This is a genomic window from Vibrio agarivorans, assembly GCF_030409635.1.
Classification (GTDB): Bacteria; Pseudomonadota; Gammaproteobacteria; order Enterobacterales; family Vibrionaceae; genus Vibrio; species Vibrio agarivorans.
Window position 1 is genome coordinate 20,268 of record NZ_JAUFQF010000001.1, and the last position, 15,453, is coordinate 35,720.

Below are 15,453 nucleotides of genomic sequence, written 5' to 3' on the forward strand. Positions count from 1 at the left end.
AGAAACAATTACTCAATGCTATCTCAAATTTGTGACATTAATCGATAGCGAATGAATCGAGAGACATTGTCTCGTCATCGATACGTAAAACGTATCCTTGATCTCCCCAGTCGCCAAGTACGACACGACTGGCTGGTTGGTGGTTGAGCGTAAAGCGATGTACGTTAGGGCGATGAGTATGACCATGAATCATTAAGTCGACTTGATGATCTCGCATCACTTTTTCCACTTCGCTTTGCGTCACATCCATAATATCGAGAGACTTACTCTGTTTATCGTGCTTAATATCCCCTTTGATCTTAGCGACGATTTTTTCGCGCACAGAAAACGGTAGATGATTAAACAACCATTGAAGCCATGGAAGGTGCACTTTTTTACGGTAGTTGAGATAGGCTTCATCAAGTGTACACAGTGTATCGCCGTGCAGCACGACCGCTTTTCTTCCGTAGAGATCGATCACGGTTTCATCACCAAGCAGTGTTACCCCAGTCTCTTTCGTAAATCGCTTTCCTACTAGAAAATCACGGTTTCCTCGCGTGAAATAACAAGGCACGCCCTGGCTGGTGAGTTGCTTGAAGGCTTCGATAATGGAGCGACAGAACGGTGAAGGGTCATCATCCCCAGTCCAAAAATCAAAAAGATCACCTAAAACATAAACGGCATCTGCGTGAGGCGCTTCTTCTTGCATGAAGTGAAAAAAAGCCTGGTTGAGCTTTGGAACATTAGGAGAGAGATGAAGATCAGAAATAAACAGTGTGGTCATAGAGTCATACTTAATCAAATGATTGGGGCAGCAAAAGAGCCGCCCCGATATCGAATTATTCTTCGATAGTTGTACCCGTGATCAGTACGTCTTCTAGCGGTACGTCTTGGTGCATACCGTAAGAACCCGTGCTAACCCCTTTGATTTGGTTTACAACGTCCATGCCTTCAATAACTTCAGCAAATACACAGTAACCCCAACCGTCTAGGCTTTCGCTACGAAAGTCTAGGAATGTGTTGTTGTTTACGTTGATAAAGAACTGAGAGCTTGCTGAGTGCGGTTCCATAGTACGCGCCATTGCTAACGTACCTACTTTGTTGCTTAGGCCGTTGTTTGCTTCGTTTTTGATTGACTCGCGAGACGCTTTCTCACGTAGACCAGATTCCATGCCGCCGCCTTGGACCATGAAACCGTCAATAACACGGTGGAAAAGCGTGTTGTCGTAGAAACCATCACGACAGTACTGTAGGAAGTTTGCACATGTTACTGGTGCTTTCTCTTCGTTAAGTTGGATTTTGATGTCACCAAAGTTTGTGTGAAGGGTGATCATGATGATGTCCTTTGTTCATATAGATAGGTTTAGGATAGCAATTCTATCTTAACTACTTTGATAATCCTACGTGAAAAAGGGCCCTTTGATTGAAATTGGTGGTGTTTATGCTGCGTTTTTGCACGATAGAGGATTACTTAAGTCCGGCCATGTTGGTATACTGAGCGCCAGATTTTTTTACACCAATATTTAGATAGAGATCATGCTGAAAATATATAACTCACTTACACGCAAGAAAGAGGAATTCAAGCCAATCGAAGCCGGTAAAGTCGGTATGTACGTGTGTGGGGTAACCATCTACGATCTCTGTCATATTGGTCACGGTCGTACATTCGTTTCTTTTGACGTGGTATCACGTTACCTACGCTACCTTGGGTACGACTTGAACTTTGTTCGTAACATCACTGACATTGATGACAAAATCATCAAGCGAGCGGCTGAAAATGGTGAGTCTTGTGAAGCATTAACTGAACGATTAATCGGTGAAATGCACGCAGACTTTGATGCGCTAAATATGGCACGCCCAAATGTGGAGCCACGCGCAACACAATATATCCAAGAGATCATTGATCTAGTAGAAAAGCTCATCAAACGTGGCTTTGCTTATGTTGCCGATAACGGCGATGTGATGTTCGAAGTAAGCAAGTACGATGATTACGGCAAACTATCAAAGCAAGACCTTGACCAGTTGCAAGCAGGCGCTCGTGTAAGCATTGAAGTGACTAAGCGCAGCCCGCTTGATTTTGTACTTTGGAAGATGTCTAAGCCGGGCGAACCAACTTGGGAATCGCCTTGGGGTCCTGGCCGCCCTGGTTGGCACATCGAATGTTCAGCGATGAACTCGTCTATCTTAGGCGATCATTTCGACATTCACGGTGGCGGTTCTGATCTGCAGTTCCCACACCATGAGAATGAAATTGCGCAATCATGCTGTGCACACGATACACAATACGTGAACACTTGGATGCACAGTGGCATGGTGATGGTTGACCGCGAGAAGATGTCTAAATCTCTGGGTAATTTCTTCACTATTCGAGATGTTCTTGGTCACTACGATGCGGAAACTGTACGTTACTTCCTAATGTCAGGTCACTACCGTAGCCAGCTTAACTACAGTGAAGAGAACTTGAACCAAGCACGCGCTTCCCTTGAGCGTCTGTACACGTCATTACGTGGTTTGGATACAACAGTTGAAGCCCAAGGTGGCGATGAGTATGTTGCACGCTTTGAAGCTGCAATGAATGACGACTTCAACACACCAGAAGCGTACTCAGTGTTGTTTGATATGGCTCGTGAAATAAACCGTGTGAAAGCGGAAGATATTGCAGCGGCAAACGCAATGGGCGCAGTGATGCGCAAGCTTGCCGAAGTGATTGGTATCCTATACCAAGACCCTGAAGCCTTCCTTAAAGGCGATGCAGGTGACGACGACGAAGTGGCAGAGATCGAAGCACTGATCAAACTGCGTAACGACTCTCGCGCTGCAAAAGACTGGGCGAATGCAGATATGGCTCGTGACAAGCTGACGGAGATGGGCATCGTTCTAGAGGACGGCCCGGAAGGCACTACGTGGCGTCGTAAGTAGTTTATTTTAAGTAATCTATTATTAAGCAAATAGTGGTTTAAGAAGGGCTGAGGTTTCAGCCCTTTTTCTTAACTCAGTTTTAAATTTCAACTAGGTAATTTCTCTTGGCTCAGATGTACTTCTATTACTCTGCAATGAATGCGGGTAAGTCGACAACACTTCTTCAATCTTCTTTTAACTACCAAGAACGTGGCATGAATCCATTGATTTTGACTGCCGCGTTAGACGATCGTTACGGCGTAGGAAAAGTCAGTTCACGTATCGGTTTGCAAGCGGAAGCGCAATTATTCAATGCTGAAACGGATCTGTTTGCTGAGATCAAAGCAATTAATGAGCAAGAGAAGCGTCACTGTATTCTGGTGGATGAGTGTCAGTTTCTAAGTAAAGAGCAGGTCTATCAGCTCACTGAGGTTGTTGATAAACTGCATATCCCAGTACTTTGCTACGGTTTGCGTACCGATTTCTTGGGTGAGTTATTTGAGGGTAGTCGCCATTTGTTAGCCTGGGCAGATAAGCTGGTTGAGCTTAAGACGATTTGTCATTGTGGTCGTAAGGCAAACATGGTGATCCGTACTGATGAGCACGGTAAGGCGATTGCAGAGGGTGATCAGGTTGCGATTGGTGGTAATGACCGTTATGTCTCTGTATGTCGTCAGCACTACAAAGAAGCGCTAGGTAAGTAACTCAGCTTACCAACCAAGAAAACACACAATAAAAAACGGAGCATCAGCTCCGTTTTTTATTTGGCTTGATAATCTAAGATTAACGAGCGCGGAAGACGATGCGACCTTTAGATAGATCGTATGGAGTCATCTCTACAGTTACTTTGTCACCAGTAAGAATACGGATGTAGTTCTTACGCATTTTACCTGAGATGTGTGCCGTTACTACGTGGCCGTTTTCTAGCTCAACTCGGAACATAGTGTTTGGAAGAGTGTCAAGGACAGTGCCTTGCATCTCGATTACGTCTTCTTTAGCCATTTAATCCTCTTATGTAAATGGTTTGTTTTGCACCACTAATCATGGGTACAAAAGCGGAATAAATAAAGTTGGGCGGTATTCTACCCCTGCCAACGCTGATTTACTAGCCTTTGATGGCGATGAAATCTAACTTTATAGTTCATAGCTGGGCATTCATCGATTTGATAGCCCAAATAAAGCCAGTGATTTTGTTGTTTTACACAAAACTCAATCTGTTTTAACACCGCCAACGTGCCCAGTGAAATAGGGTAGTCTGGGTCATAAAAGGTATAGAAGGCACTGGCACATTGAGGCATTACATCAGTCACTGCAACCGCGATGAGTTTATCGTCATCGTAGAGGTGTAAAAACTGTGGAGAGAGCCACGAGCAATGAGCGAACTTGAAAAAATCGTCCTTTTTCGGTGGATACATAGTGCCATTTCGATGACGCGCTTCGATATAACGGGCGTACAAGTCAAACCACCCATCATCTAACTCAGGCTTCATTTCACTGCGAATAGACTTCGATTTGCTAAGGATACGCTTTTGGCTCTGAGTAGGTTTGAAATCACCGACAGAAAGACGAATCGCTTCACACGCTTGGCACAGTGTACAGTGAGGCTTGTATATCACATCACCGCTGCGACGAAAGCCATTAGCAAGCAGGATTTGATAACCCTCAGGTGAATGGTTGGGTTCATCCAATGCGACCGCCATTCTCTCCTGATGGTTGGGGAGATAAGCACATTCATGTGCTGCTGTGAGTCCAATCCTAATGTGGTACAAATCCGAGTTCATTGATGACCTAGTGGGAAATTACAGCGGATACGATCAACGTAGTTGATCAATCCAAACAGATCCATTGCTGCTCAAAACAGTTTGAATCGATTTTTTGGTTTTTAAGGTGCTCTAATTGTTGCATAAAATCGGCTCTTAGCAACTCTTGTGCGCCCAATGAGGCTAAATGTGGATTCATGATTTGGCAGTCAATGAGCTTGCCCCCATGTTTAGCAAAGTGTTGGCAAAAGAACCAAAGACCAACTTTCGAAGCATTAGTCTCTAAACTGAACATCGACTCACCACAAAACAGTTGTCCTATCGACAGTCCATACAAGCCCCCCACAAGCACGTCATCTCGCCACACTTCGACAGAGTGGCAGTAGCCTAACGAGGCAAGGTGCTTGTAGGCTTCGCGCATTTCTGGGTGAATCCAGGTTTCTTCGGCGCTGCGGGTTGATGCGCAGTAGTCAATGACTCGCGCTGTTGCTCGGTCAATCGACACCATGTAGTTGTGTTTGCGCTGGAATTTTTTCAAGCTTTTCGCAGGCTCGAATGTCACAGGGTCAAACACTGCCCGAGGAGCAGGGCTCCACCACAGAAGAGGTTCGTCGGGGCCGTACCATGGAAAAATACCATGGCGATAAGCATTTAATAGTCTGTGTGGTGATAAATCGCCGCCAAAGGCCAGCAAACCGCTTGGGTCTTCCAGTGCGTCAAAGGGAGAGGGAAAATCGATTGAGTTAGGGTCAAGTTCAGTTAGATAGATGGCCATGCGCGGGTTTTCATTCACCGTTTATGCAAAAATGCGTTGAGATGGCGTGATTGTATTACTCTATGTCGCCAATTGCCAAAGTGTTCATTTGTCAGCCTAGGTTTACGCGACAAATACTTCATTTTTCACTGTTATCGAGTCTGGAGTTATGCAGTTTTTTTGGTTAGTCTGCCAATACGAAGAATTATTGCTAACTGCTGCCCTCCCTTATCCAGCAGTAGACCTAAGGGAATAAATAGTTAATGGAAAGCCTGACTTTAAATCCAATCCAACGTGTGAATGGTGTGGTGAACCTGCCAGGTTCAAAAAGTGTCTCCAACCGTGCTTTGTTGCTTGCAGCACTGGCGAAGGGAACAACAAGACTGACGAATTTACTTGATAGTGACGATATTCGTCACATGCTTAATGCGCTTACCAAATTAGGTGTGAGCTACCGTTTGTCAGATGATAAAACTGTGTGTGAAGTTAAAGGGCTAGGTCGTCCGTTTGATGTCTCGGAAGCGCAAGAGTTGTTCTTAGGCAATGCTGGTACTGCAATGCGTCCACTTGCAGCGGCACTGTGTCTTGGTCGCGGCGAATACGTGTTGACGGGTGAGCCTCGTATGAAAGAGCGCCCAATCGGCCATTTAGTGAATGCGCTCAAAGAAGCTGGCGCCGAGATTGAGTATTTAGAAAACGCAGATTACCCACCACTCAAGATTACCGCTACAGGCCTAAACGCGGGCATGGTATCTATCGATGGCTCTATTTCAAGTCAGTTCTTAACGGCATTTTTGATGTCAGCACCGCTGGCTGAAGGTGAAATTACCATCAATATTGTTGGTGAGTTGGTGTCTAAGCCTTACATCGATATTACGCTGCATATCATGAAGCAGTTTGGTGTTGAGGTGATTAATAACGACTACCAACAATTTGTCGTTCCAGCAGGTCAACAATACATCGCACCGGGTGATTTCTTAGTGGAAGGCGATGCGTCTTCTGCCTCTTACTTCCTAGCTGCTGCCGCTATCAAAGGTGGTGAAATCAAAGTAACGGGTATTGGCAAAAACAGTATTCAAGGTGATATTCAATTTGCTGATGCGCTCGAGAAAATGGGTGCTGAGATCGAATGGGGTGATGATTATGTGATCTCTCGTGTCGGTGAGCTAAAAGCGATTGATATGGATTACAACCACATCCCAGACGCAGCGATGACGATTGCGACAACGGCACTGTTCGCAGAAGGCACGACAGCTATTCGCAACGTGTACAACTGGCGTGTAAAAGAGACTGATCGTTTGGCGGCGATGGCGACAGAACTGCGTAAAGTCGGTGCAGAAGTGGAAGAGGGGGAGGATTACATCATTGTAAACCCACCTAAGCAACTTCAGCATGCTGCGATTGATACCTATGACGATCACCGTATGGCGATGTGTTTCTCGTTAGTCGCTTTGAGTGATACACCAGTGACGATTAACGATCCAGGCTGTACGTCAAAAACATTCCCAGACTACTTCGATAAACTGGCAGAACTTAGCTGCTAAGCGAAGCTGTTTGTTAAACGGGTATAAATGATTAGGGGAGCCTTGCTCCCCTAATTGTATTCACGGTTACTTTGTATTCATGGTGACTGTATTCACGATGACTAAAAGAAATATTAGCCTTCTAGTGTGAACTCTTTCGACAAGTGATGCGCTAAGTATTTGAACATATTAAACACGGCGGTGGTGTTTTGAGTAGGAAGGCCATTATCGTCTAAGAAGTACTCACCTTTAAACACCAACACCCCTTCTTTTTCTTCTACGGAATCTGCGCGCATGCCTTTGATGTAATCATCGTGCTCTTGGATGATTTGGTTTGCGATGAGAAGGAGATCGAATTTCGAAATGTTTTTCTTTTCACTCATGAGTTTTTCTGTCCGATTAGTTGTGCTTGGCGCAAGTCTAGAAAAAACTGCACAGAGAATCTAGTGACTTTTTAGTACCTGACCAGATTGTTTAATGCCACCTACTTAAAGGGTCAGATTTCCACTATGTATTTCCACTATATATAGAGGGAAAATAGGGGAGTTTTAGCGGCGATTTGATTGCCCAAATGTCAACCAGTCAGAAGTTTTTTTGCAAAAAGATATTGATCTTCTGAAAATCTCGCTCAATAGTAAAAAAAGAACGAGACATTGAGTATGTCGTACTGTAACGGCGTGCCAACAAAATAGAGTATTGAATTACTATGGGTAAATCACTGGTTATTGTGGAGTCGCCAGCCAAGGCGAAAACCATCAATAAGTACCTAGGTAAGGACTTTGTTGTAAAGTCGAGTGTAGGCCACGTACGTGATCTCCCGACAGCAGGACAAAGCACTGGGCAAAAAAAAGCAGCGCCGGTTTCTACCAAAGGGATGAGTGCGGAAGAGAAAGCACGCATCAAAAAGGAAAAAGACCGCAAGTCTCTCATCAAGAAAATGGGTATCGACCCATATAACGGTTGGGAAGCAAACTACCAAATCCTTCCAGGTAAGGAAAAAGTAGTTTCAGAACTGCAAAAGCTAGCAGAAGACGCAGACTACGTTTATCTCGCAACCGATTTGGACCGTGAGGGAGAGGCTATCGCTTGGCACCTTCGCGAGATCATCGGTGGTGATGAAGAGCGATACAAACGCGTGGTGTTTAACGAAATCACCAAAAATGCAATTCAACAGGCGTTTGAACAACCAGGTGAGCTAAATATTGATGGCGTAAACGCGCAGCAAGCACGTCGATTTATGGATCGTGTCGTTGGCTTTATGGTTTCACCACTTCTTTGGAAGAAAGTGGCGCGCGGTTTATCTGCCGGTCGTGTTCAGTCAGTTGCGGTTAAGCTGCTGGTGGAGCGTGAGCGTGAGATCAAAGCGTTTATCCCGGAAGAGTTTTGGGATATTCATGCTGACACGATAACCAAAGATACGACCGACTTCAGATTGCAAGTTGCACAGAAAGCTGGGTCTGCCTTCAAGCCAGTGAACGAAGCAGAAACAAAAGCGGCAATGAGTGTACTTGAAAACGCCACTTATGAAGTTTGCAAGCGTGAAGATCGTCCAACAAGCAGCAAGCCATCGGCCCCTTATATCACGTCAACACTGCAGCAAGCGGCGAGTACTCGTCTAGGCTACGGTGTGAAAAAGACCATGATGCTCGCTCAGCGCCTCTATGAGGCGGGTTACATCACTTATATGCGTACTGACTCGACTAACTTGAGTAAAGAGGCTGTAGAGGCCGCTCGTGAGTTTATCGGGAGTGAGTATGGCGATGCGTACTTGCCAGCGAATCCATTGGTTTATGGTAGCAAAGAGGGCGCACAAGAAGCGCACGAAGCGATTCGTCCTTCTGATGTTGCAGTCAAAGCTGACGACCTTAACGGTATGGAAGCGGATGCTCACAAGCTCTATTCACTGATTTGGAATCAATTCGTCGCGTGTCAAATGACACCTGCGAAATACGATTCAACCACAGTGAGTGTCAAAGCGGATGAGTACACGCTAAAAGCGAAAGGCCGCATCTTGAAGTTTGATGGTTGGACTCGCGTTCAGCGCCCATTGGGTAAAAACGAAGACCAAATACTCCCGGCTGTGCAAGTGGGAGATGTGTTGAGCCTGAAAGCGCTTGATCCGAAACAGCACTTTACGAAGCCGCCGGCACGCTTCACCGAAGCCGCTCTAGTTAAAGAACTAGAAAAACGTGGCATTGGTCGTCCGTCGACTTATGCATCCATCATTTCAACGATCCAAGATCGTGGTTATGTAAAAGTTGAGCAACGTCGTTTCTATGCTGAAAAAATGGGCGAGATCGTTACAGATCGCCTTGACGACAGCTTCAATGATCTAATGAACTACGACTTTACGGCACGTATGGAAGAGAAGCTCGACCAAGTGGCGGAAGGCGAAGTGAATTGGAAGAAGATGCTTGATGGCTTCTTCGGCGACTTTACTGGCGAGCTTGAGAAGGCTGAGCTAGACGAAGATCATGGCGGTATGAAGCCAAATCATATCGTGATGACAGATATTGAGTGTCCAACATGTTCACGTCCGATGGGGATTCGTACCGCATCAACAGGTGTGTTCTTGGGCTGTTCAGGTTATGCACTTCCACCGAAAGAGCGTTGTAAAACAACGATCAACTTGGGTGATGAAGAGGGCATTATCAATGTTCTTGAAGAAGACGTAGAAACAGCTGCACTTCGTGCGAAAAAGCGTTGTCCGATCTGTGAGACTGCGATGGACGCTTACCTTATCGATGATAAGCGCAAGATGCATGTGTGTGGTAACAACCCGAACTGTGAAGGCTACGTAGTCGAACACGGTGAGTTTAAGGTCAAGGGTTACGATGGCCCTGTGGTTGAGTGTGACAAGTGTGGTTCAGACATGGTGCTGAAAAACGGTCGATTTGGTAAGTACATGGACTGTACCAATGAGAACTGTAAAAACACGCGTAAGATCCTCAAGAACGGTGAAGTTGCTCCACCGAAAGAAGATCCCGTGCACTTCCCAGAGCTGCCTTGTGAAAACTCGGATGCGTACTTTGTTCTGCGTGACGGTGCATCAGGTCTGTTTCTGGCGGCAAGTAACTTCCCTAAATCTCGTGAGACACGTGCTCCGTTAGTGGAAGAGCTTGCTCGATTTAAAGACCGTATTTCACCGAAATTCCAATACCTAGCAGATGCACCTACTCACGATCCAGATGGTCGACCAGCGGTTGTACGATTTAGTCGTAAGACAAAGGAAAACTACATCCGATCTGAGGAAGAGGGTAAGCCTTCAGGCTGGACCGGTCTTTATATTGACGGCAAATGGGAAATCACCGACAAGCGTAAAAAGCCCAAAAAATAGACGTAAACACGAATAATACGTAATAACAAAGCAGCCTCAGTGGCTGCTTTGTTGTTTTTGTGTGTTTTGTATGAAAGTTACATTAATAAAATGTAGCCAAATCCGAAAAAACCACTGGTATGAGTTCTGTTGAATAAATTCTGTGACACGTGCCCTACTGTTTTCGTAATTTTTCTTCATAATGGGGAATCTCTGGTAAAAACTAGAGTCATCGAAAGTTCGCGCTTTTCGTTTCGTCATGCTGGCTCCAACCGTTTGGTTTAATCTTCCCGAACTCAAACACAAAAAATACAGCAGTCGATAAAGAAAGTTGTAGACGTCTTTTCGATTAAGTCTAAATAGAATGCAATGGAATGCGTTAATACTAACCCCAAACACCACTCCATTTGCGTCCATTTAGGCTTCGCAAACGTTTGCTTCGCTCCCCCCTCAATATAAGCGACGCAAAGGTGATATATAAATATAAAAATGGAGAACAAACTATGGCTGGTGTTTTAGGGATGATCCTTGCTGGTGGCGAAGGCTCACGTCTTATGCCTTTGACTGAATCTCGCACGAAACCTGCAGTACCATTCGGTGGCAGTTACCGTCTTATCGACTTTGCTTTAAACAACTTCCGAAACGCAGACTTGATGAAAGTTTACGTTCTAACTCAGTTTAAATCGCAATCTCTCTACCTTCACATGAAAAAGGGCTGGAACCCGACCAGTATTACTGGTCGTTTTATTGACCTTATCCCAGCGCAGATGCGCGATGGTAAGCGTTGGTATGAAGGCACTGCTGATGCAATCTATCAAAACGTCGGTTTCATCAAGGAAGAAGATCCTGAGCAAGTTGCTATCTTTGGTTCTGACCACATCTACAAGATGGATATTCGTCAGATGCTTGATTTTCATAAAGAAAAAAAAGCAAGTTTGACGGTGTCTGCACTGCGTATGCCACTATCTGAAGCGTCTGCATTCGGTGTGATAGAAGTCGATGAGGATGGTAAAATGATTGGCTTTGAAGAGAAGCCGGCTAACCCTAAGTCGATTCCGGGTCATCCTGATATGGCTTTGGTCTCAATGGGTAACTACATTTTTGAAACCGAGTGTCTGTGTAGCGAATTACATGAAGATGCGAAGAATACAGAGTCTAGCCATGATTTTGGTAAAGACATCATTCCAAAGCTTTACCCACAAGGTGAAGTGTATGTGTATGACTTCTCAACCAACGACATTCCAGGCGAGAAGCCAACAACATATTGGCGTGATGTAGGTACTATCGGTTCTTACTGGTCAGCGCATATGGATCTGCTTGAAGAAGATGCGCCGTTCTCTCTTTATAACCGTAATTGGCAGTTGCACACTTACTACCCGCCATTGCCGCCAGCGACGTTCGTTGATGCGGATCACCGTAAAGTGAAGATCACAGATAGCTTGATCTCTGGTGGTAGTTATATCCAAGGATCAACGATTTACAAATCAGTTCTAGGCTATCGCAGTAACATTGCATCTGGCACAACCATCTCAGAATCTGTTATTTTAGGTGACGTGAAGATCGGCGCTGGGTGTAAAATCCGCCGCGCGGTTATCGATAAAGACGTAGAAATCGCACCAGGCACTGTGATCGGTGAAGACCTAGAGTTGGATGCAAAACGCTTCCACGTCTCATCTGAAGGCATTGTCGTGATTGCGAAAGGAACTAAAGTAGGATTCTAAAGTGGAAAAACTCAATCTCTGGTTTACCGTTTCAGAAGCTCAAGGATTGGTGAAAAGTGGTGGGCTGGCCGATGTGGCTAAAGCCCTACCTAAAGCATTGCAGGACCTCGGTCATCAGGTAGCTATTGTGCTACCTGCTTACCAGGCAATTCCTCATGTGTCTGATGCACCAGTGCTGTTTGAAACTGAGCTGAACCATTGGCCGCATACGGCTTATAAAGTCCGTAAATCTCAGCTTGATGGCGTTGATGTTTATCTCATCGATTGCGCTCAGTATTATGATCGCCCAGAACTGTACGCTGAGAATAATCACGCTTATCAAGATAATGGTGAGCGTTTTAGCTTCTTCTCTGCGGCGAGCCTTGATGTTTTGCCTAAGCTAGAAATTTGCCCTGACATTGTTCATGCCAATGACTGGCATACCGGTTTTGTCCCATTCTTGCTGAAAACTCGCTACCGTGAAGACCCATTTTTCGCCAATGTGAAAAGTGTGCTAACGGTGCATAACGCCGTGTTCAAGGGCATTTTCCATTACCATCAAGTTCAAACTATTCCGGAGTTAAACTTATCGGGTATGGAGTTTTTGCGTTACGGACATGATCAAGTGAGCATGTTGAGAGCGGGTATTGCGTTTGCGGACAAAATCAATGCAGTTAGCCCTAACTACGCTTCTGAACTGCTTACTGCGCTGGGTGCTCATGGCCTAGTCGATGACTTTGTTCATCGCGCGTGTGACCTGCACGGTATCGTTAATGGTTGCGACTACTCGGAGTGGGAGCCTTCTCAAGACGAGTTCTTGCCAACACCATACACTTCAGAAGCGACCTCACTGAAACAAGGCAAGGCGGATGCGAAGTTAACTCTGCAGCAAGAAGTTGGTCTTCCTCAAGAGAACAAGCCAATGTTTGGCATGGTGTGTCGCTTGACGCATCAAAAAGGATTCTCTTATTTGTTGCCTATCCTTGAGAAGTTTCTCAATAACGATGTGCAAGTTGTGATCATCGGGACGGGTGAAGCAGAAATCGCATCGTGGCTTCGTGGCATCGCTAAGCGATACCCAGAGAAATTTGCTTTCTTAGAAGCCTACAGTAATCGTTTCGCTCACTTGATTGAGGCGGGTGCTGACTTCTTCTTGATGCCTTCTGAATTTGAGGCGTGTGGTTTGAACCAAATCTACAGCATGGCGTACGGAACATTACCTATCGTGCGTGAGGTTGGTGGCCTTAAAGATACGGTTGTCGACTATGACTTGGCGCCTCAAGAGGCAACGGGTTTTAGCTTTAAAGAGCCTACGCCAGAAGCTTTGCTTATTACGATGCAGCGCGCTCTGTTATTGCTTTTGCAAGACCCTGATGGATTTACCAAGGTACAGCAACGAGCAATGCAACAAGACTTCAGTTGGAAAGAGTCAGCAGTTCAATACGTTAAGATGTATGAGCTTGCCAAGAATGGTGCTTAACACGGCCTTAGTGTGATTCAACAAAGGGCTGAGCCTTACGTGGCTTGGCCCTTTGTCATTTTAGAGCAATGCTTGTTTACAAATCCTGATGCAGTTTAGTTAGGTTAATTGTGCTAAACTCACGTCACTAGAAACTCTATATTTAAATTTATGTCAGATAGTTTGCTTTTCCATAAGACGTTTTTACATCCCACCAGCAAGGAGTGGGTGGTCTTTGTGCATGGAGCAGGCGGCAGCTCGTCGATTTGGTTCAAACAAATTAAGTCTTATCGTGAGCACTTCAATTTGCTGTTGGTTGACCTGCGTGGTCACGGAAAGTCGAATCAATTCATCAAAGATATCATCAGCCATAACTACACCTTCAAAGACGTGACGAAAGATGTTGTTAAAGTGCTCGATCACCTCAAGATTAGCTCTGCACATTTTGTTGGTATGTCTTTGGGAACCATTATTGTTCGTACGCTTGCTGAGCTTGAAACTCAACGCGTCAGAAGCATGGTGCTAGGTGGTGCTGTAACTCGCTTAAATGCGCGTTCTCAGGTACTTGTAAAGCTCGGGGACTGGTCTAAGAACTTTGTCCCGTATATGTGGTTATACAGCTTGTTTGCTTATATTGTGATGCCGCAACGTAATCAAAGAGAGTCAAGGCACCTGTTCATTCGTGAAGCGAACAAGTTGTGTCAGAAAGAGTTCAAGCGGTGGTTCAAGTTAGCGGCTGATGTTAACCCGTTGATGGGCTACTTTCGTGATAGAGAGTTACCGATCCCAACGCTCTATTTGATGGGAGACCGTGACTACATGTTCATCAAGCCGGTGAAAGAGATGGTTGCGCGTCACGACAAAAGTGAGCTGTTGGAAATTGAAGATTGTGGCCATGTGTGCAATGTAGAAAAACCCGACGAGTTCAACTCGCACTCCATCGGATTTATTCAACGTCACTCGCTCGCATAGGTTTACTCGCTAACATAGTTTTGTCGAGCCCATAGAATCAATTAATGTGGAGCGGTCGCTCCACATTGCCAGCAAGCTCCAAATTGCCCTTCGTTTTCTTCGTTACACTCTAGGCACTGCCAATCCTTTACCTCATTGCGTTGGCGAAGGTACTCTTCAACCAGTTCTTGTGCGTGTGCATGCTTAGCAATATCAATTAGCCAAACATGAGGGAAAGTCTCTTCATTAAAGGGTAATTCACCCTGTAGGCTAAATAGAGACTCTCCACGGACCTCACACTCAATACCCGACTGCTGTAGCATCTGAGCTACAATGTGCGCTTCTGGTGGGTGTTTCGCAAAGTAAATCTTCATGAGTTCTCGCTAACTATTTGCTAGGGGCAACATTACGTTTTTGATCAAGTCGGTTCATCACCCACTTCATTATCACCGGGAATAACCCTAGCAGCGCAAAAGACACTAAAACTGATGGGGAGATGATGCCGGCTAGTGAGTCGATTTGCGCCAACTGTGTACCGGCATTGAGATAAACCGCAGTACCAGGCAGCATACCCAGTTGACTAAATAGGTAGAAGCGACCGACCGAGATTGGGGTGAGTCCCATTAGAAGGTTAATTAGAAAGAAAGGAAACACCGGGATCAAGCGCAGTGAAACAAGATAAAGTGCACCATCTTTTTCAACGCCTTGGTTGATGACGCTCAGTTTGTCGCCAAACTTACTTTGTACCCAATCACGAAGCAAAAAGCGGCTGCTTAAAAACGCCAACGTTGCGCCAATAGTACTGGCAAAAGAGACCAGTAGTAAGCTCGTCCAAAAGCCGAATAGCGCTGCACCCAATAAGGTCACTACGGCAGCGCCAGGAACAGAGAAGGCGGTTATTCCGACATAGGCAAAGAAATAGATTGCTGCGGCAGTAAGAAAGTTTTCATCAATGAAACCACGAAGGGCAGCTTGTTGCGCTTTGGCGTTTTCTAATGTGAGATATTGACCAAATTGAGTCGCCAATATGATGATGATTGTTACGAGCACTAAGCCAATAATGACTTTGGGGTTTAAGAGTTTGCTCATCACGTTGACTCCTGTCGCTGATTT

General features: G+C 45.4%; 15 protein-coding genes. 7 read left to right on the forward strand and 8 right to left on the reverse strand.

What is annotated here, in order from left to right:
* Positions 1–37 precede the first annotated feature (37 nt).
* Entirely contained in the window at positions 38–763 is a 726-nt protein-coding gene (gene lpxH, locus QWZ05_RS00115; RefSeq protein WP_264875919.1) for a UDP-2,3-diacylglucosamine diphosphatase, read from the reverse strand.
* 55 nt (positions 764–818) lie between these two features.
* The gene (locus tag QWZ05_RS00120; protein WP_264875918.1) at positions 819–1,313 is read right to left on the reverse strand and encodes a peptidylprolyl isomerase; all 495 of its coding nucleotides are present in this window, start codon (positions 1,311–1,313) and stop codon (positions 819–821) included.
* Between the two features lie 202 nt (positions 1,314–1,515).
* Between QWZ05_RS00120 and cysS the strand changes: the two genes are divergently transcribed.
* Both cysS and QWZ05_RS00130 read left to right on the forward strand, forming a co-directional pair.
* Positions 1,516–2,898 (forward strand): cysteine--tRNA ligase, encoded by a 1,383-nt coding sequence (gene cysS / locus QWZ05_RS00125; RefSeq protein WP_264875917.1) that lies wholly within the window; start codon positions 1,516–1,518, stop codon positions 2,896–2,898.
* Positions 2,899–3,002: 104 nt separating this feature from the next.
* Positions 3,003–3,581, forward strand: coding sequence for a thymidine kinase (locus tag QWZ05_RS00130; protein WP_264875916.1), 579 nt, complete (start codon positions 3,003–3,005; stop codon positions 3,579–3,581).
* A 79-nt stretch (positions 3,582–3,660) separates the two neighbouring features.
* Here the strand turns inward: QWZ05_RS00130 and infA are convergent, their stop codons facing one another.
* The 3 genes from infA to aat form a co-directional block, all read right to left on the reverse strand.
* Positions 3,661–3,879 (reverse strand): translation initiation factor IF-1, encoded by a 219-nt coding sequence (infA, locus tag QWZ05_RS00135; RefSeq protein ID WP_001040192.1) that lies wholly within the window; start codon positions 3,877–3,879, stop codon positions 3,661–3,663.
* Between the two features lie 80 nt (positions 3,880–3,959).
* Positions 3,960–4,658 (reverse strand): arginyltransferase, encoded by a 699-nt coding sequence (locus QWZ05_RS00140; RefSeq protein ID WP_290295818.1) that lies wholly within the window; start codon positions 4,656–4,658, stop codon positions 3,960–3,962.
* 46 nt (positions 4,659–4,704) lie between these two features.
* Positions 4,705–5,412: a leucyl/phenylalanyl-tRNA--protein transferase gene (aat, locus tag QWZ05_RS00145; RefSeq protein ID WP_290295820.1), complete on the reverse strand. Its 708-nt coding sequence runs from the start codon at positions 5,410–5,412 to the stop codon at positions 4,705–4,707.
* Between the two features lie 242 nt (positions 5,413–5,654).
* Here aat and aroA point away from each other — a divergent pair, with 242 nt between their 5' ends.
* On the forward strand, positions 5,655–6,935 hold the full coding sequence (gene aroA / locus QWZ05_RS00150; RefSeq protein ID WP_290295823.1) for a 3-phosphoshikimate 1-carboxyvinyltransferase: 1,281 nt from the start codon (positions 5,655–5,657) through the stop codon (positions 6,933–6,935).
* A gap of 113 nt (positions 6,936–7,048) precedes the next feature.
* Here the strand turns inward: aroA and QWZ05_RS00155 are convergent, their stop codons facing one another.
* A complete protein-coding gene (locus tag QWZ05_RS00155; RefSeq protein ID WP_264875894.1) occupies positions 7,049–7,297 on the reverse strand; it encodes a YciN family protein in 249 nt (82 codons plus the stop codon).
* A gap of 323 nt (positions 7,298–7,620) precedes the next feature.
* Between QWZ05_RS00155 and topA the strand changes: the two genes are divergently transcribed.
* From topA to QWZ05_RS00175, 4 genes are all read left to right on the forward strand, one after another.
* Positions 7,621–10,251: a type I DNA topoisomerase gene (gene topA / locus QWZ05_RS00160; protein ID WP_290295825.1), complete on the forward strand. Its 2,631-nt coding sequence runs from the start codon at positions 7,621–7,623 to the stop codon at positions 10,249–10,251.
* Between the two features lie 452 nt (positions 10,252–10,703).
* Positions 10,704–11,951, forward strand: a complete 1,248-nt coding sequence (glgC, locus tag QWZ05_RS00165) for a glucose-1-phosphate adenylyltransferase (RefSeq protein WP_264876241.1) — start codon at positions 10,704–10,706, stop codon at positions 11,949–11,951.
* Between the two features lies 1 nt (position 11,952).
* On the forward strand, positions 11,953–13,410 hold the full coding sequence (glgA, locus tag QWZ05_RS00170) for a glycogen synthase GlgA (protein WP_264875892.1): 1,458 nt from the start codon (positions 11,953–11,955) through the stop codon (positions 13,408–13,410).
* A gap of 150 nt (positions 13,411–13,560) precedes the next feature.
* The gene (locus QWZ05_RS00175) at positions 13,561–14,361 is read left to right on the forward strand and encodes an alpha/beta fold hydrolase (protein WP_264875891.1); all 801 of its coding nucleotides are present in this window, start codon (positions 13,561–13,563) and stop codon (positions 14,359–14,361) included.
* 41 nt (positions 14,362–14,402) lie between these two features.
* Here the strand turns inward: QWZ05_RS00175 and QWZ05_RS00180 are convergent, their stop codons facing one another.
* Both QWZ05_RS00180 and QWZ05_RS00185 read right to left on the reverse strand, forming a co-directional pair.
* The gene (locus tag QWZ05_RS00180; RefSeq protein WP_264875890.1) at positions 14,403–14,714 is read right to left on the reverse strand and encodes a putative signal transducing protein; all 312 of its coding nucleotides are present in this window, start codon (positions 14,712–14,714) and stop codon (positions 14,403–14,405) included.
* Between the two features lie 13 nt (positions 14,715–14,727).
* Entirely contained in the window at positions 14,728–15,429 is a 702-nt protein-coding gene (locus QWZ05_RS00185) for a TVP38/TMEM64 family protein (protein WP_290295829.1), read from the reverse strand.
* Positions 15,430–15,453 lie beyond the last annotated feature (24 nt).